The sequence below is a fragment of the Micromonospora sp. NBC_00821 genome (assembly GCF_036347035.1).
In the GTDB taxonomy this organism is placed as follows: domain Bacteria; phylum Actinomycetota; class Actinomycetes; order Mycobacteriales; family Micromonosporaceae; genus Micromonospora; species Micromonospora hortensis.
In genome coordinates, this window is record NZ_CP108880.1 from 5,002,053 (window position 1) to 5,024,339 (window position 22,287).

Sequence of the window (22,287 nt, forward strand, 5' to 3'; positions counted from 1 at the left end):
CGACCGTTAATGCGCCGCTCAGGCCGGGTGGCCGAACCAGGTGCCGAGCGCACGCACCAGCGCGGCGGTGTCCAGATCCTGCGCGGTGGGCACGGCCCAGGCGACGCAGCGTCGGTCCGGATCAGCTACGCGTCGACGTCCATCCGGTCCGTGCGGGCGGTGACGGTGTCGACCCGTCCAGTCCACGCGGCCGCGGCGTCGCGGACCTTCGCGCGGTCTGATCGTCGACGGACCCGGCTCAGGCGCGGCGCGCGTCGCGCCTCACCGGTCATCCCGCGCCATACCCCTCGAGCCGACCCTGTCTCAGGCCAGTCTGGTCGTGCGCGCTCGGGCCGCCGGAACCGCACGCTCACCGAGGCGCCGGATGCGGGGGCAGGCGAGGTCTGCGCCTGTCGCGAGTGGGTAAGCGCGGTCGACACCGGTTTCGTCCGCGCTGATTCGTCGTGAGGTCAGGATGCCGAAGTTGCCGCCACCCGGCACCGGGCGCGAGTCACCGCGTCCCCCGCCCCGCGACGTCGTGGAACTGCGGGTGTACGGCGTGTCGAGTGCCGACGCGGACGCCGTCCTCGATCGGCCGCAGCTGCGCCGTGTGGCCGGCGACCACAAGGGCGGCTTTTATCGTCCGCGGGAGGGGAACGGTGCCACGGGAGGCGCCTGCGGCTCGGTGCTGGAGACATACCGGTGGAGTGAGTTGCCAAGCGGAACTGCGGTGAGGACGCTGTCGCTGGTGTTCCTGTTGCCGTTTATGTTGTGCAACGCGGCGGCGTGGATGCGGCCGCGAGCGAACGTCAGTGGGAGTGTGGTCCGGGTCGGTTGCCGGCTGGTTGGTCTGAGCCTTACGGCCCTGTACGTCCTGTCCTTCGTGGGTGTGGGGTTGGACCTGCTTGCTGTCAAGTGCATGTCCCGGGCTGAGTGCTTGGGCGGCCGAACCTGGTTGTCGTGGCTCGGTGGTCAACCGGCCGGTTTGCGTTTGGCGGTGCTGTCGCTGGTGCCTGTGGGCGCTCTCTGGGTATTGCAGCTCGCCGGACCCCGCTGCGGACACTGGTACAACAACTTCATCCCGCCGACGGCGACGCGAACGAAGGCGGACACGCCTCTCGGCGCGATCGGAACGCCCGACGCGTTTCCCGGAGCGGAACGACTGCGGTTCATCCATCTGGCGACGGGCCTCGCTGTGATCGACCTCAGCCTCGTCGCGGCGCTGTGGTCGGCCCGCGGTCCTGACGTGCTTGACCTTCTTCTCGGAGTGACGGCGTCAGCTGTCACAGTGGGCTGTGTTCTGTTATGCGTGTCCGAGAGGGTCGTCGCCCGATCGGGTCTGGCGGTCGACGTCGTCGTTCGTGTGCTACGCCTCATTGCCGTGGTGACGACGGTCGTCGTCATCTGTCGTGCGGCGCTCGATCGGACCGCGTGGCCCCCCGTGGAGGGTCTGCCCGGCCACGCCCGGGCGGTGGTCATGGTGTTCGTGACCCAAGGCGTGCTCCTGGCGCTGCTGGGGACAGCGGCACTGGTGGGCCGTTATCGCGCAGGCGGTGGTCGCGTGCTCCTACACGGTTTGGGTGCACCGCTGTTCGCGTGCCTTGCCGTGGGGCTGGCGGTCATCTACGCGACCGAGTTCAACTACCGGGTCTCGGACTACCTCGATCGTGATTTGCCTACACCTGACGTGCAGCCCACCAGCCCGGTGCTGCCGTACAAGTGGACCATGTTCGGCTTCTTTGTGTCGGTCTTCGCAGCCGCAGCAACCGGTGCGGTCATGGTCGTGCTGTCGCGACGTCACCGGAGGCGGGCGGCGGAAGAGATCGTCGCCCGAGACTTCCCCTGTGCGGATGCGCGGGCGAACGGACGACGGGCAGAGGTGCGTGACGCGATCGCTCGGGCTCAATTCACCGAGTGGCTCGCTCCGCTCGCGGCAATGTACTGCTGCATCGTCGCGCTGAGCTTGGGTTTTTCCGCGCTGGGTCTGGTCGAGCTGCAACCCAGTTTCGCCGCTGAGCACCTGGCGAGCCTGCCGCCCGACTTCGTGAGCGCCGGTACGCACTTCGGCAGCTACCTGATGGCGCTGGTCTTCCTCGGCTTGTTGATTGGAGGATTGTTCGCGTATCGAACGTCGGTCTTCCGCCGGTACATCGGGGTGCTCTGGGACCTCGGTATGTTCTGGCCTCGCGTCGCCCAGCCCTTCGCCCCACCGTGTTACGCCGAACGCGCCGTACCCGAACTCGCTCGCCGGATCACCGTGCTTGCGGGTAGAGGGCACGGTGTGCTGGTCGCGGCCCACAGTCACGGGTCCGTGTTGGCTGTGGCCAGCATTCTGCAACTTGAGCCGCAGGTGCTCGACAGGGTCGCACTGCTAACCCACAGTTCCCCGTTAAGACGCCTGTACAGCGCGCTGTTCCCGGCATACGTCGGCGCGGAGGTATTGCGCGAGGTGGGCCGTCATGTCGGCTGGCGGTGGGTGAACCTGTGGCGGGATACCGATCCGATCGGCGGCTGGATCTTCAATAGTGCAGATGCCGGTGAGCGCGGCGCGCGACAGGCCCCCGACATGACCGTGGACCGCCGGCTCAGGGATCCGCAGTGCCTTGACGCGCAGGGCGAAGACACCGTATGGGCGCCGATACGGGCCCACCGGCCCGGTGTGACGGACGATCGATACGACAGGGCAGTCTGCGACCTTTCCGAACGCCTTCGAAACGGTTGAAGACGCCAGCTCACCTGCGAGCAGGGCCCGCGAGACCATCGCCGTCGGCGATCATCGGCGGGGCAGCGCGGAAACACCCCGCCCGTTCATCACCGTGCTGGCACGGGATCAGTGATCGTCAGGGTCGATATAGCGGTCGGGGTTGGTGGAGATGTTGTGGGGGCCGTGGTCCGACGGCAGATCGTGCAGCCATCGGCGCAGGCCGGGGTCGGTGGTGAGGGTCCAGGCCACCAGTCTCGAACAGTGACACCGCGTCACTTGTAGCCGTGACGTAGTTGCACTGACGGTCGGCCGCCATCGCTGCTGTCATGGGGACATGACCACGACCCCCGTCATCGACGTCGACCGGCTGAACCTCACCTACGGCGACTTCCACGCCGTCAAGGACCTCTCCTTCCAGGTGCGGCCCGGAGAGCTGTACGCCCTGCTGGGCACCAACGGCGCCGGAAAGACCTCGACCCTGGAGGTCATCGAGGGACACCGCAGGCCGGCCTCCGGCACGGTCCGTGTTTTCGGGCACAGCCCCGACGACCGGCGCGCGGTACGTCCCCGAATGGGCGTCATGCTCCAGGAGAGCGGATTCTCCCCAGACCTCACCGTCCGTGAGTCCGTCGGTCTGATCGGCCGGCTCAGCGGGCGTAGCGACGACGTCGACCGGGTGCTCGACCTCGTCGACCTCACCGGCCGAGCCGGCCGCAAGGTGTCGCAACTGTCCGGCGGAGAGAAGCGGCGGCTGGACTTCGCCACCGCCGTCTACGGCACCCCGGAGCTGATCTTCCTCGACGAGCCGACCACCGGCCTGGACATCCAGTCCCGCGACGCCGTCTGGGCGACCGTCGACCGCCTCCGCGAGAACGGCGCGACCATCGTGCTCACCACCCACTACCTGGAGGAGGCACAACAACGCGCCGACCGCATCGGACTGATGCACCAGGGCACCCTCCACCGCGAGGGCACCGTGGCCGAACTGACCCGCACCCTGCCGGCCGTCATCCGCTTCTCCCTCCCGGCCGGGGCGCCGGCGTTGCCGCTGCAGGCCGCGGTCACCGTCGAGGGCAAGGTGGTGGTCGAGACCTACGGTTTGCAGAAGGACCTGCACGTCCTGCTCGCGTGGGCCCAGGACCACGCCGTCGAGCTGCAGGGCTTGGAGGCTGGGCCGACCCGCCTCGACGACGTCTTCCGCGCCATCAGCAACTGACCCGTTATCTCGACAGGAGCGCCACCGTGTTGTCCATCGCCGCAAGCGAGCTGATCCAGATCTTCCGCAACCGACTGGTGCTGATCACCAGCCTCATCATCCCGGTAGTCGTCAGCGCGTACTTCGTCCGCCAGCACGAGACCTTCGCCGACATCGGCAGCCTCGGCTACATCGCCGCGATCGTGATGTTCACAATCGCCGCGTTCGGGCTCTACGCCACCGCCGTCACCACCCTGGCGTCCCGGCGACAGAACCTCTTCCTCAAGCGGCTGCGCTCCACCGCCGCAAGCGACACCGGCATCATCGCCGGCCTGCTGCTGCCCGTCGTCGTCATCGCCCTGATCCAGGTGACCGCGATCCTGATCGCCCTGGCCGTCGTCGCCGGCAAGCCGGCGAACGTCGCCCTGCTCGTGGTGGCGACCCTCGCGACACTGGCCATGATGATCGGCCTGGCCCTGGCCACCGCCGGGCTGACCAACTCACCCGAGCACGCCCAGGTCACCACCCTGCCAGTGACGCTCGGCGTGATCGCCGTGGCCACCTGGGTGGGCATCACCGGCACCGAGGACCTCGCCTGGCTCAAGCGGCTGCTGCCCGGCGGCGCAGCCACCCAACTGACCGTGAACGCCTGGAACGGCGGCGTCGCCGTGACCGACTCCCTGCTCCTGCTCGCACCCACGCTCGCCTGGGTCGCCGTCGCCGTCAACCTCGCCATCCGACTCTTCCGCTGGGAACCCCGCCGATGACCACCGAACCCCGGTCGGGCAACCCGACCTTGGGCGAATGGGGCGCCGACGCCGCGGCGGAGGCCGCTACCCGCACCGTGACGGCCGCGGTCGTCAACAGCGCCATCGCGGCCATCACAGTGCTTCCTCGCAGCTAGTGCGACCGAGTGGAACTACGCAGGGGCAGCCCCACCACATCGTCCGCCGGTGCCACCACACCTGTGACGACATCGACACCCACCCGAGGTGTACGGCGCTTTGCTCGCCGAGCTCAGCCTGCTCGGGCTGCGCCGTGCCTGGCGCGGGACGACTACGACGCCGGTGGCGGCGTCGGGCTACCTCAGCTATCCGGCATACCCAACCCCACGCCGCGCCGTGTCGACATCCACTAGACGTCCCGTACAAGAAAGGAGACGCGCGTGACCTCCACGCCTTCCGCGCCGGATGCCGACGCCGAACCCACCCGTCCTCGGCGACGGCGGTGGCTCCGGATCGTATCCGGCATCCTCGCCACCGTGGTGGCCGCCGTCAGCCTCGGCGTCGCCGCCCTTCAGCTCGGCCTGCCCTGGCAGGTGGGCGACGGCGACCGCAACCACGTCTACCAGGGCGATGCCGGTTCGCAGCGCTACCAGGTCCACCTTCCGCCCCAGCACAAGGGGACGGCCCGGCTGCCGGTCGTCATGGCAATCCACGGCTGCGGCATGACCGGCTACGGATGGAACTCCATGAAATCCACGACGCAGTTCAACCGCTTGGCCGACCGGAAGGGCTTCATCGTCGCCTACCCCACACAACTGATCTCCCGCAACCTGATCGCCTGCTGGAACTCCGCTGACCCACGGCATCAACACCGGCATGCCGGCGAACCCGCGCTGCTCGCGGGCGTCGCCCGCCAGGTCGTCGAGAAGTACGACGCGGATCCCGCGCGGGTGCACGTGGCCGGCGCCTCGTCGGGCGCGGGAACCGCGGTCATCCTCGCCGCGACTCACCCCGACGTCTTCGCCACGGCGACCTCGGTCGCCGGCGGCGAGTACGGGCTCAACCAGGTCGACCCGGACGACCCGGACTCGACGTCGCCGCTGGACACGGCCCGTCAAGCCTGGGCCCAGATGGGTGAGCGGGCCCGGCGGGTGCCGCTGCTGGTCATCCAGGGCGAGCAGGACGAGGTCGTGCCACCCCTGGTCGCCACGCGACTCGTCGCACAGTGGACCGCCGTGAGCGATCTCGTCGACGACGGACTACCCAACAACAGCCTCAACCCGACCGAGGAGACCGTGTCCGTGCCAGCCGCTGCGGGCCGGCACGCGTACACGCGTTCGACGATCACCGCGCCGGACGGCTCGCCGATCGTCGAGTCGTACCGTGTCCAGGACATGGGGCACGCCTGGCCCGGCCCCGACGGCGACGGCCGCTACACCGATCACGCGGGCCCCGACGCCAGCCAGATCGTATGGGAGTTCGCCGAGCGCCACCCGATGCCGTGAGGACTCCGCCGGCCCGGTCGCGCCTACCGGGGATGCGGCCGGGGGTTGACCCACACGAGTTACCAACCAAAGGAGTGGTTCACGGTGCGGAGTTCGCAATCGGCTGAGACCGGCGTGACCCGGGTGCTGGTGACCGGCGTCCGCGGCAAGACAGGCCTACCACTGGCGGAGCTGCTCGTGGCACGACGAGACGTCGAGGTGCTCGGCGGCAGCAGCGATCCGTCCACCATCGGCATCGACGGCGTTCGCCCTACCGCCTTCTCCTGGGACGAGCCGTCGGGGTGGGCGGCGGCGACCGAGGACGTCGACGCCGTGTACGTGGTCCGGCCGGACCGCGCGGACGCGTCGGAACTCGTCGCTGCGTTGCTGGCCGGAACGTCGCCCAGGGTCCGGGTGGTCCTGCTGTCCGACCAGGACGGTGGCCACCCGGGCCCGGACCATCCGGGGCCCGTCGGTTGGGCGCCGCGCGTCGAGCGTGTGGTACGCGACAGCGGGCGCCCCTGGACGGTCCTGCGGCCGGGCTGGTTCATGCAGGTGCTCACCGATCCGCGCTTCTACCGCGACCAGATTGTCGGTGCCGGTGAGCTGCCGTTTCCCAGCAGCGGCGCAACGGTGGCCTGGATCGACGCCCGGGACATCGCGGCAGTCGCCGCGCGGGCGCTGCTCGAGGACGGGCATTCCGGCCGGACGTACCGGATCTCCGGTCCGGAGGCACTGTCGTTGCCGCGCACCGCGGAGCTGCTCTCCGCCGCGGCCGGGCATCCCGTGACCCACCGGGACGTGACCGTCGACGAGGCTGTTGCCGGTCTTGAGGGCTTCGAACGAGACCTCTCCGCGCTGACGTTCGAGCGGGTGCGCGCCGGCGGCTTCGCGGAGGTGACCGACACCGTCGAGCAGGTCATCGGACGGCCGGCGCGTACGCTGTGGAGCTTTCTCGCCGACACCGAGCCGGCGTTGCGGCGCAGGGATCGCTGACACCCGGGACGGCCGACCGCGGTCGACCGCGCCCTTGGTTACGGCCTGAAGACGACCGAGGGGTTCGATCACACACATCTCGGTCGGATCGGGAAGGCCCGCCGGGCTCAACCAGGCGGGCCCGGTCTTACCTCTTCGGGCGCGCCGAAGAGGTCTCCAGCCTGAAGGGCCCGCTCAGGATGATGCCCGTGGGATCGGTGTCTCCGATGACGGACGCGCGGCGGGCTTCAGCCGCTCCCCCGCAACGCTGCACATCGATTCACACCACACCTGCAGGCGCGGCGTCAGGCGACCCGAGACGCCGGTCGGCGCCAGCCATCGGCCCGTACGAGTCCCTGGTTCGCCGGGAGCCAGGGAGATCCGCAGCGGTCAGCGCGTCGGCCAGGCGGCCATGGCCAGTTCCGCGGTATCGGTGAGCTCCGCCGCCGTGGCGCCATCCCGGGCGCGCTGGGACATGCCGTGCATGACGGCCGTGAAATACGCGGCAAGCTTGCGGGGGTCGGCTGCCGCCGGTAGTTCGCCCTCTTGCCGGGCGGTTGTCAGGCGCTTCTCGAAGGTGCCGACGCTGGCGTTGCGCAGGTCGCGCATGTAGGTGGCGACATCGGTGTCGGCCGCGGCCGCGCTGCAGAGCAGGTTTCCGGCCGGCGTCTCGGCGTCGGTGTACATCGCCGCCGCGTCGAGCAGGATGCGGTGGAAGGCATCGAAGGCCGTCGGCTCCCTGGCCATGGCTGCCCAGACGAACTCGCCGGCCGGGGAGCGACCGTACGCCTCGATGACCTCGTTGAACAGGGACCTCTTGTCGCCGAACGCCGCATAGAGACTGCCGGGCCGGATGCCCATCGCCCGGGTCAGGTCGTTGATCGAGGTCCCCTCGTACCCGTTCTCCCAGAACAGGCGGGTGGCGGCCGCCAGTGCCGCCGCCCGGTCGAAGGTCGGCGGCCGGCCTCGCCGTACCTCTGGTGTGTCCATGACCCCATTCTAGAGCGATCGCTCAAAAGCGGGCTGGAGATTTGTTGGTGGATCGCTCAAGAAGGAGCTACGGTTCCTCTTGAGCGATCATTCAACAAAGGAGCGGTCATGTCAGGAGCACTGCAGAACAAAGTGGCCGTCGTCACCGGCGGCAGTCACGGAATCGGCCGGGCGACCGTCGAGCGGTTCGCCCGTGACGGGGCGACGGTCGCCGTCGGCTACGGCCACGACGAGGCGGCGGCCCGCGACACGGTGGAGCGCATCCGCAAGGAAGGCGGACGTGCATTCGCCGTGCACACCGAGCTGGGCACACCCGGCGACGCGGCTCGCTTCTGGGAGACCTTCGACACGGCGGGCCGGGAGCTCGTGCCCGACGGGAAGATCGACATCCTCGTCCACAACGCCGGCAAGGGAAGCTTCGCCCGACTGGCCGACCTCCCCGAGGACGAGTTCGACCAGGTGATGGCCGTGAACGTGAAGGCGCCGTTCTTCATCACGAAGCACGCGCTGCCGCGACTGCGCGACGGCGGCCGGATCATCAACGTCTCCAGCACCGCGGCCAGAGTCGGAAGCCCGGATCTGCTGGCCTACGGCGTCAGCAAGGCGGCGCTGAACTGGTTCAGCTACGACATGGCGCTGGATTTGGGCCTCCGCGGGATCACCGTCAACGCGGTGTCACCCGGCATCGTCATGACCCGGAACAGCCAATATCTGGTCGACAATCCGGAACTCGCGGCGCAGCAGACGGCGCGCGTCGCCCTCGGCCGGCTCGGCGAGACGGACGACGTGGCCAGCATCATCGCCTTCCTCGCCTCGGACGAGGGGCGCTGGGTGACCGGTCAGGTCATCGACGCTTCGGGCGGCACCGCGCTCTGAGGACAGGTCCTAGCGGACGCGAAGCCCGGCCACGAGGAGGTCGACCAGGCGGCGTGCGTCGTAACGAGGATCGTTGCCCGCGCCGATGCAGAGGTTGCCGACGCCGCGCAGCAGCCCGTAGGCGTCCATGTCGGGGCGGATCTCTTGAGCGGCGACGGCGGCGTCGAGGAGTTGGTCGCAGACCGGGACGAGCCGGTCGAGGAAGTAGGCGTGCAGGCTCTGGAAGGCGGCGTCGTCGGACTGTAGCGCTGCGGCGAGACCGTGCTTGGTGACCAGGAAGTCGACGAACAGGTCGATCCACTGCGCCAGGGCGGCGTGCGGTGTGTCGCTGTCGGCCAGCAGGGCCGGTCCCGCCTCGGCGCACGCCTCGATCTGGTGCCGGTAGACGGCGACGATGAGGTCGGCCCGGCTGGGGAAGTGCCGGTAGATCGTGCCCACGCCAACGCCCGCCCGTACGGCGATGTCGCGCACGGGGACGTCGACGCCGGAGGTGACGAACGCCGCGGCGGCAGCGTCGAGCAGGGCCCTCTCGTTGCGCCGGGCGTCGGCCCGCTTGCGCGGGACCGGTCGCTCCGAGCCGCTGTCGATGTCGGCCACGTCGCGTTACCTCCGTCACTCCGCTTGGCATCCGGAACGCCGTTCCGTATGTTGACTATCGGAACCTCGTTCCGCTTACCCACCATACTGACCGGGCGGGCTGCCACCAAACCGTGGACCGCCGGACGCGAAGGAGAAACAGTCATGCAATACCGCACCCTGGGTCGCACTGGCGTGCAGGTCAGCACCCTCGTACTCGGCGCGATGAACTTCGGCAAGATCGGCAACACCACCCAGGAGGACGCCACCGCCATCGTCCACGCGGCACTCGATGCGGGGATCAACCTCATCGACACCGCCGACGCCTACAGCGGCGGCCAGTCCGAGGAGATGGTCGGCAAGGCCATCGCCGGCCGCCGCGACGACGTCGTTCTGGCCACCAAGGCGACCCTGCCGATGGGCGACGACCGCAATCAGCGGGGCGGCTCGCGCCGCTGGCTGGTCACCGCGCTGGACAACAGCCTGCGCCGCCTCGGCGTCGACCACGTCGACCTCTATCAGATGCACCGGTGGGACCCGACGACAAGCGACGACGAGACGCTGGCGGCGCTGACGGACCTGCAACGCGCGGGCAAGATCCGCTACTTCGGCTCCTCGACCTTCCCCGCCTACCGCATCGTGCAGGCGCAGTGGGCCGCCCGCGAGGGACATCTGAGCCGATACGTCACCGAGCAGCCGAACTACTCGATCCTGCAACGCGGCATCGAGACCCACGTGCTCCCCGCGACCCAGGAGTACGGCATGGGCGTGCTCGCCTGGAGCCCGCTGGCATCGGGCTGGCTCTCCGGCGCGATCCGCGCCGGCCAGGACATCAGCACGAACCGCTCGGGCTTCATGCGGCAGCGCTACGACATCAGCATCCCCGCCAACCGCGCCAAGCTCGACGCCGTCGAGCGACTCGCCACAGTCGCCGACGAGGCTGGCCTGAGCATCATCCAACTCGCGCTCGGCTTCGTCACCGCACACCCGGGCGTGACCAGCGCGATCATCGGCCCCCGCACGACGGACCACCTCCACTCGCAGCTTGCCGCCGCGGACACGGTGCTCCCCACCGACGTACTGGACGCGATCGACGCGATCGTGGCTCCCGGCGTCGACCTCGCCGCCCACGAGAAGAACGACACCCCGCCCGCTCTACTCGACCCGACGCTGCGCCGCCGCTGATCACCCGGCACGTGTCAGTGACCAGGCGGCAGCCGGAAGTGCGCCCGCGCGTCCGCCTGCCGCTGACCCGCCGCACAGCCAGACCTTCCAGCTCGGCGCCGAAAGGACGAACGGACCCATGCCAAGCAAGCCCTCGCCCAGCTTCGGGCTCATGACCGCCCCGATGCACGTCGACTACCAGGACATCCTGCGGGTATGGCAGGAAGCGGACGCCATCGCCGAGATCGAGCACGCGTGGCTGTTCGACCACCTCATGCCCATCGGTGGCGACCCGGGCGGACCGGCGTACGAAGGCTGGACCCTGCTCTCCGCCCTCGCCGCGCAGACCGAGCGGCTGCGACTGGGCGTGATGGTGACCAGCAACCGCTTCCGGCCTCCCGCGATGCTCGCCAAGATCGCCACGGTCGTCGACATCGTCTCCGGCGGACGCCTCGACTTCGGCATCGGCGTCGGGTCACGGCCTGGTCACCCCCTGGCCCGGCAGGAGTACGCCGCGCACGGCCTTCCCTTCGCCGACACCAACGACGCCGTGGCCAGCCTCGCCGAGGCGCTCACGGTCATCCGTCGACTCTGGACCGACAACGAGCCGTTCGACTTCCACGGAACGTACATCGACCTCACCGGAGCGTTCGCCAGCCCCAAGCCCGTGCAGCGCCCGCACCCGCCGATCGTTATCGGTGGCCGCTCCGCCGCCACATTGCGGGTGGTCGCCGAGCACGCGGACATCTGGAACATCGCCAGCGGGGACGTCGACGACGCCGTCAGCCGCAGCACCCTGCTGGAACGCTACTGCGCCGAGATCGGCCGCGACCCCGCATCGATCACCCGCTCGATCAACCTGCCCGTCTCCTATGACCAGCCCAGGCTCACCCGCGACGCCATCGGCAGGGCGATCGGTGCCGGCTTCGGGCACATCGTGCTCACGCTGCCGGCGCCCTACCCCGCTGCCGTCGCGCGTTGGGTCGCCGATGAGCTCATCACCCCGTCCACCGCATAGCGGCCCTGGCGGGTCGGTCTGAATTGACATCCGACCCGGGCGGCCGGGGTTGCGTCAGCCACGCCACCACCAAGTCCCCGATGAGTCGTCGGCTGACACGGTTCACCATTTCGGCGGTTGTACGCCCGGCTCTTTCCCGCCTACATCAGCGACGAGGTCATTCGCGAGATCGTCGTCGCCCGGCTTGAGGCCGCACCATTCCCGGGCGGCTACTGGCAGATGTAGAGCTCCCGGGTGCTCCAGGCCACGTCAGCTCCTCCCCCGTGGTACGGCTGGCTCCACGCTTGCATCGGCGAGGCGGCGTTCGCGTCGGTGAAACACCCTTACGTAGCGATGGCCAGTAGAACCTGGGTACCAATGGCGGGCCGGTAATGCCGACCGCGGTACCACGATGAGGGCTGTGCCCGGACCTAGCGTGGTGAGCATGATTCAGGTACGCGAGATAACCAAACGATACGGTGCGAAGACGGTCGTCGACCGCCTGTCGTTCACCGCGAAGCCCGGACAGGTCACCGGCTTCCTCGGCCCCAACGGCGCCGGCAAGTCGACGACCATGCGGATGATCGTCGGTCTCGATGCGCCGACCTCCGGCGACGTGCTGGTCAACGGCAAGCCGTACGCGTCGTCGCAGGCACCGCTGCGCGACATCGGCGTTCTGCTCGACGCCAAGGCCGCACACCCGGGCCGGACGGCGGTCGGCCACCTTCTGGCATTGGCTCGCACGAACGGCATCCCGCGCTCGCGCGTGGACGAGGTGCTCGACCTGGCCGGTCTCTCGGCCGTCGCCCACAAGCGGGTCGGTGCGTTCTCCCTTGGCATGGGCCAGCGACTCGGCATCGCCGCCGCGCTGCTCGGCGACCCGGCCGTGGTGATGCTCGACGAGCCGGTCAACGGCCTCGACCCCGAGGGTGTCCTCTGGGTGCGCAACCTGCTCACCGGCCTGGCCGCCGAGGGCCGCACCGTGATGCTGTCCTCACACCTGATGAGCGAGGTGTCGCTGATCGCGGACCACCTGGTCATCATCGGCCGGGGCAGACTGCTGGCCGACACCACAGTGGCCGACTTCGTGACCGCCGAGGGCGTCCGCGTCGTCACTCCCGCCCCCGACGCGCTGCGCACGACGATTGCCGGCCCTGGCATCACGGTCACCTCGACCGGCGCTGAGGAACTGCTCGTCGCCGGCACCTCCGCCCGCAAGATCGGGCTGGCCGCGGCGAGCCGCGGCATCCCACTGTTCGAACTCACCCCGCAGAACTCCTCCCTCGAAGAGGCGTTCATGGACCTGACCCGCGACGCTGTCGAATACGAGGCCTCCCGATGAAGATCACCCCTGGTGGCGTCGTCGCCGCCGAATGGACCAAGTTCTCTTCCCTGCGCTCCACCTGGATCACGACCGGCATCTCCGTCTTCCTCCTGATCGCCTTCGGCATGGTCGCCTCGGCGTCCTTCTCGGGTGAGGGCCCGACTTCGGTCGATCTGGCCCTGTCGGGCAGCATCCTGGCCGCCCTGTCCGTCGGTGTGCTCGGCGCGTTGCTGGGGGCGAGCGAATACACCACCGGCATGATCCGGGCGACTTTGGCCGCGGTGCCGCGCCGGTTGCCGGTGCTGTGGTCAAAGGGCCTCGTGGCCGGGGCAGCCGCCTTCGTGACGATGACCATCGGCGCCTTCGCGGCTTTCGCCCTGGGGTCGGCCGTGCTCAACGAGAAGGTCGACGGTCTGGGCCTCGGTGACGAGGGCGTCGTGCGGGCCCTGTTCGGCGCCGGCCTCTATCTGGGGCTGGTCGCGGCGCTCGGCGTCGCGCTCGGCATGCTCGTCCGCTCCAGCGCCGGCGCCATCGCGATCCTGTCCGGCGCGCTGCTGGTCGTGCCCGTTCTGGCCCCGCTGCTGCCGGACTCGATCGCCGATGCCGTCACCCCCTACCTGCCCAGCAACGCGGGCAGCGCCGTGATGGCACTGGCCCCCACGGACGGCACGCTGGGTCCGTGGGCCGGAATCGCAGTCTTCGCCGGGTACGTGGCCGTGACGCTCACCGCCACCGCCTATCGGCTCAAAAAGACCGACGCGTAAGGGAGACTCGGGCGATGAGCACGCAGGGATGGCTCGTGGACCGGCAGGCACGGCTGCGGGCGTTCGACCGGCGCCACCCGTGGGTCATGGACACCCTGGTAGCCGTCCCGATCGTGCTGTTCAGCATCCCGAACATCATCGAGAAACCCCTGTCGGCGACCATCGCGACCCTGGTGCTGCTGCCACCGCTCTACTGGCGGCGGCGGTACCCGTTCCCGGCGTTCCTGGCCACCGCGACCATCGAGTTGATCGAGGGACTGCTGGACGTCGGCGTCGGCGCCGGAGTGATCCTGCTCGTGATGCTGTTCGGGGTGGCCTCCCGCGGTTCGTGGCGGGCGCTGGCCTGGGCCTCCGGGATCGCCCTCGCGCTGCTGGTCGCCGAGATCTACCTGATCAACCCGGTGACGGAGAACCGCGTCACCACCCTGCTCCTGGCGATCGGCACAGAGGCGGCCGCGGTCGCGTCCGGCGTCGCGGTGCGCACCCGCCGGGCGTACCTCATCGCCCTGGAGGACCGGGCCGCCCGCCTCGAGATCGAACGGGATCAGCAGGCCCGCCTGGCCGTCGCTGAGGAGCGGGCCCGGGTGGCCCGCGAGATGCACGACATCGTCGGCCATCACGTGTCGGTGATCGTCGGCCTCGCCGACGGCAGCGCCGCCCTCGCCAGATCGCGGCAGGAGCAGACCGCCGAACCGCTCCGGCTGATCGGCGAGACCGGCCGCCAGGCGCTCGCGGAGCTGCGCCGGGTGCTGGGCGTGCTGCGCGAGGGTGACCCTGGTCCGCAGCTGAGACCGCAGCCCGGCATCGACGATCTCGACCGGCTGCTGCCGAGCGTGCGGGCAGCCGGGCTGCCAGTCACCTACTCCACCTCGGGCGAGCTGCACACCCTCGGCAAGGGGCTGCAGCTCGCGGTCTACCGCATCGTCCAGGAAGCGCTCACCAACACCCTCAAACACGCGGGGCGCGGCGCGTCCGCGACGGTCACTCTCGCTGCCTGCCGCGGAGAGGTACGGGTACGCGTTCTCGACAACGGCCGTGCCATACCGGCCCCTCCAAGCCACGGCCTGCTCGGCATACGCGAACGCGCCGCCATGTACAGCGGGATAGTGACCGCCGGCCCGGTGGAGAACGGCTGGCTCGTTGACGTAGTCCTCAAGGAGCCCTCATGACCACCGTCCTGATCGTCGACGACCAGCAGTTGCAGCGAATGGGCTTCAAGATGCTGCTCGACGGCACCCCCGGCATCACCGTGGTGGGTGAGGCCGCCACCGGCGCCGAGGCAGTGCGGAAAGTCGATCAGACCCGGCCCGATGTGGTGCTGATGGACGTGCGCATGCCCGGCATGGACGGCATCGAGGCCACCCGCCGCATAACCGCGGCCGGCTCACGCACCCACGTGCTGATCCTGACCACATTCGATCTGGACGAATACGTCTACGCCGGACTTCGAGCCGGAGCGAGCGGCTTCTTACTCAAAGACGCGCGCCCGGAGGAACTGATCGCCGGCATCCGCGCTGTCGCGAGCGGAGACTCAGTGGTAGCCCCCAGCCTGACCCGCAAGCTGATGGACGCCTACCTGCAGGAACCGGCGCCGGCCACCTCCGAGAATCCCCGCCTGAGCACGCTGAGCGAGCGGGAGCGGGAGGTGCTCGAGGCGATCGGCCAGGGCGCCACCAACACCGAGATCGCCGAACGCTTCACGCTGACCGAGTCGACCGTGAAGAAGCACGTCGGACGGGTCTTGTTCAAGATCGGAGCCCGTGACCGGATCCAGGCGGTGATCTTCGCGTACGACAACGGCCTGGTCCAGCCTCGCTGACGGGCGAAAGGGCATGGATCGCCCCGTACGACCGCGTTGCTGGCACCGTCCTCGCACGATGCGGCGGCGCCACGCCGCCGGAGATCGCTCTGGGCGGTCTTCCTCTCGGTGATGAGCGGGCCGTCGCGGGTGGACTGCCCGCTCGGTCCCTCGAAGTGGTGGATCCGTCCGGTGACGCCGACCAGCTGGGCCTCCGGCACCGAGGCGAGATCCGATTCATCGGCGCAACCGACGTGGCCTGGAGCACCCGTGAGCTCGCGGAACTCGCCGGCACCACGGTGAACACGATTCGGCACTACCACCGGCTCGGACTGCTCGACGAGCCCGAGCGCCGACCGAACGGATACAAGCAGTATGGGGTACAGCATCTCGTCGTCCTCCTGCGCATCCGGCGGCTCGTAGAGCTGGGTGTGCCCCTGTCCCGGATCGGCGCGATCACCTCGGGCGGCGCCCCCGCCCCGGAAGTGCTGCGTCAGGTCGACGCCGACCTGGCGGCCGAGGTCGAGCGTCTACGCCGAGCTCGCTCCGACATCGCGATCATCCTGCGCGACGGGGCGCCAGCCGACGCGCCCGCGGGCTTCGAGTCGGGCGCGCCGCGGCTGACCGTGTCCGACACCTCGCTCATTGACGTCTTCACCCAGCTCTACGACGAGAACGTGATGAAGGACCTGCGGCGCATGGCGGACGCCGACACGGATCCCGTCAGCCACGACATCGACACCCTGCCGCCCGACGCCGACGAGGCGACCCGCCAGAACCTCGCCGAGAAGCTCGCCGCGCGCCTGGCGCAGCATCTGGTCGACTATCCCTGGCTGCGTGACCCCGCCCGACATCTGTCGAAGAGCGAGCACGTCACGCGCCAGACGTTGATCGACGCCGGCGTCGGTCTCTACAACCCCGCCTAGGTCGATGTGCTGGGCCGGGCCAGCATCCTCGCTCAGGAGCAACTGCGTCGCGAACAAGGGCTCGACCCTCCGGCCTGAACTCGTGCGTAGCATCCCGAATCGAAAGGAAGGCACAATGGCTCCGATCGCGAGGCCGAGGAGCGGGCGCTGGCCCGACCGACGGTCCGGCCAAGGTCAGTCACCTGCTCTCAGGGCATTGAGCACGGCCGTCACCTCGGGGCGTGACGCGGCCGGTCGCCGGGCCCCGGCGGTGATGCGCCGGGTCAGCGGCGGGCTCAGCGGTCGGGTCACCACCCGGTATCGCGGGTCCACCGCCAGCTTCGGCAGCATGGTGATCGAGCGGCCGTTCTCCACGTGCTGGAGCGCCAGCATGTAGTTGTTGAACCGACAGATCACCACGGGCTCGAAGCCGGCCTCCCGGCACAGCCGGGTGGACAGCTCGGACATGTACGAGCCGTCGACGTCGAACGTCCAGGGCTGCTGCGCGCACGCCTCCAGGGCGACCGACTCGGCGCTGGTCAGCGGATGCTCCGGGGGCAGTACGAGCACGATCGGGTCGGTGGCGAGCGGCACCAGGTGGATCTCCGGGGAGAGCTCGGCGCCGGCGAAGTCGGCCGTCGTGATGATCAGGTCGACGTCGCCGCGACGCAGCGCCGGCATGCTCTCGTGCGGCTCCAGTTCCAGCAACACCACGCTCAGATCCGGGTGTCGGGCCGCGAGACGGACAAGCGCCGGTTCGGCGAGGGCTTGCACCGCACTCTGGAACGCGGCCACGGTAACCGTGCCGGCGGGCTCGTCGGCGAGGCGGCGCAGCTCCGCCTCGGCCGCGTCCATGGCAGCGAGGATCTCCCGAGCCCTGCCGGCGAGCAACATTCCGGCCGCAGTGAGCCGCACCCGCCGCCCGGTGCGTTCGAGCAGCGCGGTCCGGGTCTCCCGTTCCAGAGTGGTCAGTTGCTGCGAAACCGCCGACGGGCTCAGGTTGCCGCGCTGCGCAACGGCCCGGACGGTGCCGTAGGTCGCCAGGTCGGCGAGCAGGCGCAGTCGCCACGGATTCAGCGTCATGACCGCCGACTGTACGGCTTTGCTTAACAGCGACAGCGGAAATGTGCGATGGACGTGCCTGTCCGGGCTGCCTAGCGTCGATCCATGGCTGATTCGTTCTGGTCCGACGCCGATCGTCACCTGGTCCGCTACATCGGCGCGGGCAGCTTCGTACGCGAGATCATCGACCGCGCCGAGGGCAGTTTCGTCTTCACCGCCGACGGCCGCCGCCTGCTCGACTTCACGTCGGGGCAGATGAGCGCGATCCTCGGTCACTCCCACCCGGCCGTCGTAGCCACGATCCAGCGGCAGGCAGCCACTCTCGACCACCTGTTCAGTGGCATGCTGAGCCGGCCCGTGGTCGAGCTGGCACGCCGCCTCGCCGGCTCGCTGCCCGCGCCGCTGGACAAGGTCCTGCTGCTCACCACCGGCGCGGAGTCCAACGAGGCGGCGATCCGGATGGCGAAGCTGGTCACCGGCCGGCACGAAATCATCTCGTTCGCCCGGTCCTGGCACGGGATGACGCAGGCTGCGGCGAGCGCCACCTACAGCTCGGGGCGCAAGGGGTACGGGCCCGCGGCGCCCGGCAACTTCGCGATCCCCACACCGAACGCCTACCGGCCCGACTTCACCTTTCCCAGCGGCGAGCTGGACTGGCGGCATCAGCTGGAGTTCGCGTTCGAGCTGTTCGACGCCCAGTCGGTGGGCAGCCTGGCGGCGTGCCTCGTCGAGCCGATCCTCAGCTCCGGCGGGGTGATCGACCTACCGCCGGGATACCTCGTGGCGCTGCGCGACAAGGTGCACGAGCGGGGCGGGCTGTTGATCGTCGACGAGGCGCAGACCGGTCTGTGCCGCACCGGAGAGTGGTACGCGTTCCAGCGTGACGGCGTCGTGCCGGACATCCTGACCCTGTCGAAGACGCTCGGCGCCGGCCTGCCGCTGGCCGCTGTGGTGACCAGCGCGGAGATCGAGCAGACGGCGCACGAGCGCGGCTTCCTCTTCTTCACCACGCACGTCTCGGACCCGCTGGTGGCCGCGGTCGGCAACACGGTCCTGGACGTGCTGGAGGACGACCGGCTCGACGAACAGGCGGCGCAACTGGGCTCGTACCTGCGGAAGGGCCTTCAGGAGATCAGCCAACGGCACCCCGTGGTCGGCGACGTGCGTGGCCGCGGGCTGCTGGTCGGGCTCGAGCTGGTCAGGGACCGGGAGTCGAAGCGACCGGCCGACGCTCTGGGCGCCGCGGTGACAGGGCGTTGCCTGGAGCTGGGCCTGCACATGAATGTGGTGCAGCTGCCGGGCATGGGCGGCGTCTTCCGCATCGCGCCAGCGCTCACCTCCAGCCACGCAGAGCTGGACCTGGGCCTGGAAATCCTCGACCATGCACTCGCCGACGTGGTGCCGCAGTTCATACCCTGATAGACGGGCCGAGGACCGTGATCCCGGTTGGATGAATGACCATGTCGCGGCACCGTCGAACAGTGTCAAGCGCTCCATCGCGCGGGAAATCTTCGGAGCCGTCCGCGCGATCATCACGCCAGCCGTGGCTTGAATCAGCAACTCTCCAGCGAGGAGCCCAGCTTCCGTAATCGGCCATAGCACGGTGCAGCACCCCTCGGGCAGTGCGAAGCCTGCACGAGCGCACGGCGGGTGCTATGCAGGGGCGTCGTCACGCCGGGCCGGCCCGAAGAGAGTCATGACGAGCGCCACAATGCTGAAAAAGCCAGATCCCAAGGCCAGCAGAAGCGAGGGCACGAAGGCGGATGGCGGTGGCACCCAGCCACCAAGCACCCAGGGAAGCGTCACAAGGACGACAACCGCTGCCGTGGTGGCGACTTCGTTGACAACGAACGCAGTCGATATGGCCGAGCCGCCGCGAGAGACTGTGCGGTAGGTCGTGTCGACAGTTGAGGCAACCAGCACCACCGAGAGCGCGATGAAAGTAAGAGCACCCCAGATCGGCTTCAGGCCGGCGAGTGTGAGCGACACGATGAGCGGCACGGCCGAGACCAAGAAGATCCACCGCACTCCCGAGCGCATGTAGCGGTCGGCCGCAGCTGAGCCCTTGCGGGTCTTGTGCAGGTCGGAGTCGAGGTAAAAGAAGACTCCGACGAGAAGTGTGCCGACAAGAGCACCAGAAACTTCTGCCATAGTAAAGAAAAACTCGTCGCTGATTTCTCGCATCGCGACCGACTCCCCTTCAGCATGGAAGATGTCCCGACGGCAGTCTCTCGGTCACCATACGGCCGACCGCCGAGGGCGTGTGCGCATTCGCAGTCTCGGCATTTCGAGCGTCAAGTCCATGCGTTCAGGCGTGAGTTGTCCGAGGCACGGAAGGCACAGTGAGCACCATCAGCACGCTGAGAGCGCGTTTCGCATTCGTGTCATTCGGGTGTTCAAGGTGCGGCGTTGTTGGCGGGTGGCGGGTTTGCCTCGGGTGAGGGCGGAGCGTGTCGCCGAGGGCGGACCACCGATTCATGGCCTCTGGTGTGCCGGGGTAGGTCTCGTATGACAGTGTGCGAGCGAACTGGGGTCCGATCTGGGCCTCCCACGGCGTACGAATCCTGCCCGGCCCGTCCTCGATGTGGCTCGACGCGCATGGGCGCCGGCTCCCGGTGCCGCTCTACCCCGGATTCGACCCGAGCGCCGCCGACACGGGCGAGCGTGATTCACCTCGCACAAGTTTGCCCCTGACGTCAACGTGAGGTTTTAGCGTGGCGATATGCAAATCAACGGCTCAACAGCTCTCGTGACCGGAGCCAACCGCGGCCTCGGCAAGGCCTTCGCCGAAGCCCTCCTCACCCGGGGCGCCACCGTCTATGCGACCGCCCGTCGCCTGGAAAGCATCGACATCCCCGGCGCCATCGCGCTCCAACTGGACATCACGGATCCCGCGTCAATCGAGGCCGCCGCAGGCAAGGTGGGGGACCTCGACATCCTCATCAACAACGCCGGCACCTCCACTGAAGCCCCGCTGCTCGGCCCCTCCACGGAGAACATTCGCCGCGACCTCGACACCAACTTCTGGGGCACCCTCAACGTCACCCGCGCCTTCGCGCCCAGGCTTGCCGGTGGCGCCATCCTCAACGTCATCTCGGCGCTGAGCTGGTACACCTTCAGCCCCGGCAGCAACGGCTACGCCGCCTCCAAGGCCGCGGAGTGGTCCCTGACGAATGGCATCCGACTCGAGTTGGCCGACCAGAAGACTCTGGTCACCGCCCTGGCGCTGGCGATCGCCGACACGGACATGATGGCTGGCGTCGACATCCCCAAGCTCGCGCCCCACGAGGTGGTCGCCCAGGCCCTCGACGGACTGGAAGCAGGCAAGATCGAGGTCATCGCTGACAAGCCCACCGCCAACGTCAAGGCCTCCCTCTCCCGCGATCCCGCCGACTTCTACGCCGACATCACCGGCAACCTCTTCGCCTGACCACACCGGTAATCCGCCTGCCGGAGTACCGGATCTACTCCGACGAGCCGTCCGTTGCCGCGGAGGCGGCGCTGTCCGCCACGCGGCGTTCGGTGCTGTATTTCCTGTACACCCGACATCACGATGGCCGGGTACGGCAACGGCGGCTGGAGCGGGTGGTCGGCTTGATCCAACCGTGGGTGGTGCCGTTCGCGGTGCAGTTGATGGGCGAATTCGTGGACGAGATCCTGCTCGTCATTCGGCGAGTTTTCGCACCGGAGCTGGTTGTTCCGCATAGCCCCACGGACGCCGTCTACGGCCGATTTGCCGCCGGGAACCCGGCTTTCGTGGTGGTCTGGGCCGCCGCGGCAGATCCGGATACTCGGCGACGACCTGGAGGATCCAGGGAAGCATGGGTCCATGACCGAGCGCGTGGAACCGACCGGGCTGATCGAGCAGACCGGTAAGTGGCTGCTACCGGTCGGCGACGGCGTCGTGACACAACTGCGGATCGACTTTGCATTCACGCTCATAGTCGAGGCCTGGATCGAGATCCGTATCGAAACTGAGTTCTCCTACGGCGCACCCGGTGCCGAAGGCCGGTTCGACCCCTCGACGTCGACAGGTCTGGCACCGTTGCTCGACAGGCACCAAGCGCAGATCACGGCCGCCGAGATTCGCAAGGACGGTCGGTTGACTCTGACCTTCGCCGACACCGCAGTCCTCGTCGTGGAGCCGGACGATCAGTACGAGGCGTTCACAGTCACGAGTATGCCGCCGCCGGGGCTCCCGGGATTCCGCTTCGTCGCTGTCCCCGGCGGCGGCCTCGCCCACTGGGTGGCCGAACACAGACAGTGATGCACACGCCTTCACGACCAGCGGCAACGTGACGGACTCCAGCAGGCAGAACCGCGGAGGACTCCACGGGAAACGGGACGCCGCCCCGCTGCCTCCAACCTGCTCCCCCAAACCGGGCTCGCACCAGGCCGCCGACCCCCCGTGCCGGTGCTCGGAAGCTCCACCGTTCACAGTTGGCCGCCGAGCAGGCCTTCCCGGCCCGGACCAGGAGGCAGCGCGGTGACTTCCGCCTCCAGATCGGCGACTGGGTCTGTCGGGTTATCGGCCAGCCACTGGAGGATCGGTTCGGCGAGGTAGCGGCGTTCGGGGCGCCCGGCCGTTCCGGCGTCCACCACTGATGGCCCCGCCTCCTGGCCCGCGTACGGCCCGGCCCGGCAAGGGATCCGGGACCACTGGCGTACCTGAACCCCGACAGGCCGACCGGTGGGCACATCAACCTCGGGGCTCCGTGACCCTCAGGCCGCAACGGACTGCGTTGACCCGGCAGCGCACCGTAGTTAGC

General features: G+C 68.9%; 23 protein-coding genes and 1 pseudogene. 19 read left to right on the forward strand and 5 right to left on the reverse strand.

From position 1 onward, the window contains the following. Positions 1 to 517: 517 nt before the first annotated feature. Positions 518 to 2,701 (forward strand): hypothetical protein, encoded by a 2,184-nt coding sequence (locus OHB44_RS22710; protein ID WP_330438184.1) that lies wholly within the window; start codon positions 518 to 520, stop codon positions 2,699 to 2,701. 108 nt (positions 2,702 to 2,809) lie between these two features. Here OHB44_RS22710 and OHB44_RS22715 read toward each other — a convergent pair whose 3' ends face one another. Then, positions 2,810 to 2,932: a hypothetical protein gene (locus OHB44_RS22715; protein WP_330441310.1), complete on the reverse strand. Its 123-nt coding sequence runs from the start codon at positions 2,930 to 2,932 to the stop codon at positions 2,810 to 2,812. 85 nt (positions 2,933 to 3,017) lie between these two features. Here OHB44_RS22715 and OHB44_RS22720 point away from each other — a divergent pair, with 85 nt between their 5' ends. The 6 genes and pseudogenes from OHB44_RS22720 to OHB44_RS22745 form a co-directional block, all read left to right on the forward strand. After that, positions 3,018 to 3,899 (forward strand): ABC transporter ATP-binding protein, encoded by an 882-nt coding sequence (locus OHB44_RS22720; RefSeq protein WP_330438185.1) that lies wholly within the window; start codon positions 3,018 to 3,020, stop codon positions 3,897 to 3,899. A 26-nt stretch (positions 3,900 to 3,925) separates the two neighbouring features. Beyond that, positions 3,926 to 4,645 (forward strand): ABC transporter permease, encoded by a 720-nt coding sequence (locus OHB44_RS22725; RefSeq protein ID WP_238684315.1) that lies wholly within the window; start codon positions 3,926 to 3,928, stop codon positions 4,643 to 4,645. Next, positions 4,642 to 4,782, forward strand: a complete 141-nt coding sequence (locus OHB44_RS22730; protein WP_238684316.1) for a hypothetical protein — start codon at positions 4,642 to 4,644, stop codon at positions 4,780 to 4,782. The genes OHB44_RS22725 and OHB44_RS22730 overlap by 4 nt, the downstream gene beginning before the upstream one ends. 261 nt (positions 4,783 to 5,043) lie before the next feature. Beyond that, positions 5,044 to 6,108 (forward strand): extracellular catalytic domain type 1 short-chain-length polyhydroxyalkanoate depolymerase, encoded by a 1,065-nt coding sequence (locus OHB44_RS22735; protein ID WP_330438186.1) that lies wholly within the window; start codon positions 5,044 to 5,046, stop codon positions 6,106 to 6,108. Positions 6,109 to 6,192: 84 nt separating this feature from the next. Continuing rightward, positions 6,193 to 7,083 (forward strand): NmrA family NAD(P)-binding protein, encoded by an 891-nt coding sequence (locus OHB44_RS22740; protein WP_330438187.1) that lies wholly within the window; start codon positions 6,193 to 6,195, stop codon positions 7,081 to 7,083. A gap of 27 nt (positions 7,084 to 7,110) precedes the next feature. Further along, positions 7,111 to 7,248 (forward strand): annotated as a pseudogene (locus OHB44_RS22745) (DUF4260 family protein); the annotation flags it as partial. A 204-nt stretch (positions 7,249 to 7,452) separates the two neighbouring features. On the opposite strand, the gene OHB44_RS22750 reads toward OHB44_RS22745, so the two are convergent. Then, positions 7,453 to 8,052 carry a TetR/AcrR family transcriptional regulator gene (locus tag OHB44_RS22750; RefSeq protein WP_238684319.1) on the reverse strand — a complete coding sequence of 200 codons (600 nt, stop codon included), beginning with the start codon at positions 8,050 to 8,052 and terminating at the stop codon, positions 7,453 to 7,455. Between the two features lie 108 nt (positions 8,053 to 8,160). On the opposite strand from OHB44_RS22750, the gene OHB44_RS22755 reads away from it, so the two are divergent. Continuing rightward, positions 8,161 to 8,928 (forward strand): SDR family NAD(P)-dependent oxidoreductase, encoded by a 768-nt coding sequence (locus OHB44_RS22755; RefSeq protein ID WP_238684320.1) that lies wholly within the window; start codon positions 8,161 to 8,163, stop codon positions 8,926 to 8,928. 9 nt (positions 8,929 to 8,937) lie between these two features. On the opposite strand, the gene OHB44_RS22760 is transcribed toward OHB44_RS22755, so the two are convergent. Then, the gene (locus OHB44_RS22760) at positions 8,938 to 9,516 is read right to left on the reverse strand and encodes a TetR/AcrR family transcriptional regulator (RefSeq protein WP_330441267.1); all 579 of its coding nucleotides are present in this window, start codon (positions 9,514 to 9,516) and stop codon (positions 8,938 to 8,940) included. Positions 9,517 to 9,669: 153 nt separating this feature from the next. On the opposite strand from OHB44_RS22760, the gene OHB44_RS22765 reads away from it, so the two are divergent. The 7 genes from OHB44_RS22765 (at position 9,670) to OHB44_RS22795 (ending at position 16,477) form a co-directional block, all read left to right on the forward strand. Further along, positions 9,670 to 10,689 (forward strand): aldo/keto reductase, encoded by a 1,020-nt coding sequence (locus tag OHB44_RS22765; RefSeq protein ID WP_330438188.1) that lies wholly within the window; start codon positions 9,670 to 9,672, stop codon positions 10,687 to 10,689. A gap of 118 nt (positions 10,690 to 10,807) precedes the next feature. Continuing rightward, positions 10,808 to 11,686: an LLM class flavin-dependent oxidoreductase gene (locus OHB44_RS22770; protein ID WP_330438189.1), complete on the forward strand. Its 879-nt coding sequence runs from the start codon at positions 10,808 to 10,810 to the stop codon at positions 11,684 to 11,686. 424 nt (positions 11,687 to 12,110) lie between these two features. Beyond that, entirely contained in the window at positions 12,111 to 13,007 is an 897-nt protein-coding gene (locus tag OHB44_RS22775; RefSeq protein ID WP_330438190.1) for an ABC transporter ATP-binding protein, read from the forward strand. Then, positions 13,004 to 13,753, forward strand: a complete 750-nt coding sequence (locus OHB44_RS22780) for an ABC transporter permease (protein ID WP_330438191.1) — start codon at positions 13,004 to 13,006, stop codon at positions 13,751 to 13,753. Before OHB44_RS22775 ends, OHB44_RS22780 begins: the two co-directional genes overlap by 4 nt. A gap of 14 nt (positions 13,754 to 13,767) precedes the next feature. Next, the gene (locus OHB44_RS22785) at positions 13,768 to 14,922 is read left to right on the forward strand and encodes a sensor histidine kinase (protein ID WP_330438192.1); all 1,155 of its coding nucleotides are present in this window, start codon (positions 13,768 to 13,770) and stop codon (positions 14,920 to 14,922) included. Next, entirely contained in the window at positions 14,919 to 15,572 is a 654-nt protein-coding gene (locus OHB44_RS22790) for a response regulator (protein WP_266305384.1), read from the forward strand. Before OHB44_RS22785 ends, OHB44_RS22790 begins: the two co-directional genes overlap by 4 nt. A gap of 158 nt (positions 15,573 to 15,730) precedes the next feature. Further along, positions 15,731 to 16,477: a MerR family transcriptional regulator gene (locus OHB44_RS22795; protein ID WP_330438193.1), complete on the forward strand. Its 747-nt coding sequence runs from the start codon at positions 15,731 to 15,733 to the stop codon at positions 16,475 to 16,477. Positions 16,478 to 16,651: 174 nt separating this feature from the next. Here the strand turns inward: OHB44_RS22795 and OHB44_RS22800 are convergent, their stop codons facing one another. Beyond that, positions 16,652 to 17,539 (reverse strand): LysR family transcriptional regulator, encoded by an 888-nt coding sequence (locus OHB44_RS22800; RefSeq protein ID WP_330438194.1) that lies wholly within the window; start codon positions 17,537 to 17,539, stop codon positions 16,652 to 16,654. Positions 17,540 to 17,623: 84 nt separating this feature from the next. Here OHB44_RS22800 and OHB44_RS22805 point away from each other — a divergent pair, with 84 nt between their 5' ends. Then, a complete protein-coding gene (locus OHB44_RS22805) occupies positions 17,624 to 18,937 on the forward strand; it encodes an aspartate aminotransferase family protein (RefSeq protein WP_238684329.1) in 1,314 nt (437 codons plus the stop codon). A gap of 234 nt (positions 18,938 to 19,171) precedes the next feature. On the opposite strand, the gene OHB44_RS22810 is transcribed toward OHB44_RS22805, so the two are convergent. Beyond that, positions 19,172 to 19,702 (reverse strand): hypothetical protein, encoded by a 531-nt coding sequence (locus tag OHB44_RS22810; RefSeq protein ID WP_238684330.1) that lies wholly within the window; start codon positions 19,700 to 19,702, stop codon positions 19,172 to 19,174. Between the two features lie 538 nt (positions 19,703 to 20,240). Between OHB44_RS22810 and OHB44_RS22815 the strand changes: the two genes are divergently transcribed. From OHB44_RS22815 to OHB44_RS22825, 3 genes are all read left to right on the forward strand, one after another. Beyond that, a complete protein-coding gene (locus OHB44_RS22815; RefSeq protein ID WP_238684331.1) occupies positions 20,241 to 20,948 on the forward strand; it encodes an SDR family oxidoreductase in 708 nt (235 codons plus the stop codon). Positions 20,949 to 21,347: 399 nt separating this feature from the next. Next, complete coding sequence (locus tag OHB44_RS22820) at positions 21,348 to 21,785, forward strand: DUF6188 family protein (protein ID WP_266305389.1); 438 nt, start codon at positions 21,348 to 21,350, stop codon at positions 21,783 to 21,785. A gap of 173 nt (positions 21,786 to 21,958) precedes the next feature. Further along, complete coding sequence (locus tag OHB44_RS22825; protein ID WP_266305390.1) at positions 21,959 to 22,123, forward strand: hypothetical protein; 165 nt, start codon at positions 21,959 to 21,961, stop codon at positions 22,121 to 22,123. Positions 22,124 to 22,287: the final 164 nt, after the last annotated feature.

Excerpts from the sequence above, each read along its gene's own strand:
- OHB44_RS22770 (WP_330438189.1), top strand. The coding sequence starts at position 10,808 with ATGCCAAGCAAGCCCTCGCCCAGCTTCGGGCTCATGACCGCCCCGATG.
- OHB44_RS22775 (WP_330438190.1), top strand. The coding sequence starts at position 12,111 with ATGATTCAGGTACGCGAGATAACCAAACGATACGGTGCGAAGACGGTC.
- OHB44_RS22720 (WP_330438185.1), top strand. The coding sequence starts at position 3,018 with ATGACCACGACCCCCGTCATCGACGTCGACCGGCTGAACCTCACCTAC.
- OHB44_RS22750 (WP_238684319.1), bottom strand. The coding sequence starts at position 8,052 with ATGGACACACCAGAGGTACGGCGAGGCCGGCCGCCGACCTTCGACCGG.
- OHB44_RS22790 (WP_266305384.1), top strand. The coding sequence starts at position 14,919 with ATGACCACCGTCCTGATCGTCGACGACCAGCAGTTGCAGCGAATGGGC.
- OHB44_RS22810 (WP_238684330.1), bottom strand. The coding sequence starts at position 19,702 with ATGCGAGAAATCAGCGACGAGTTTTTCTTTACTATGGCAGAAGTTTCT.
- OHB44_RS22765 (WP_330438188.1), top strand. The coding sequence starts at position 9,670 with ATGCAATACCGCACCCTGGGTCGCACTGGCGTGCAGGTCAGCACCCTC.
- OHB44_RS22780 (WP_330438191.1), top strand. The coding sequence starts at position 13,004 with ATGAAGATCACCCCTGGTGGCGTCGTCGCCGCCGAATGGACCAAGTTC.
- OHB44_RS22820 (WP_266305389.1), top strand. The coding sequence starts at position 21,348 with ATGACCGAGCGCGTGGAACCGACCGGGCTGATCGAGCAGACCGGTAAG.
- OHB44_RS22815 (WP_238684331.1), top strand. The coding sequence starts at position 20,241 with ATGCAAATCAACGGCTCAACAGCTCTCGTGACCGGAGCCAACCGCGGC.
- OHB44_RS22730 (WP_238684316.1), top strand. The coding sequence starts at position 4,642 with ATGACCACCGAACCCCGGTCGGGCAACCCGACCTTGGGCGAATGGGGC.
- OHB44_RS22800 (WP_330438194.1), bottom strand. The coding sequence starts at position 17,539 with ATGACGCTGAATCCGTGGCGACTGCGCCTGCTCGCCGACCTGGCGACC.
- OHB44_RS22805 (WP_238684329.1), top strand. The coding sequence starts at position 17,624 with ATGGCTGATTCGTTCTGGTCCGACGCCGATCGTCACCTGGTCCGCTAC.
- OHB44_RS22755 (WP_238684320.1), top strand. The coding sequence starts at position 8,161 with ATGTCAGGAGCACTGCAGAACAAAGTGGCCGTCGTCACCGGCGGCAGT.
- OHB44_RS22785 (WP_330438192.1), top strand. The coding sequence starts at position 13,768 with ATGAGCACGCAGGGATGGCTCGTGGACCGGCAGGCACGGCTGCGGGCG.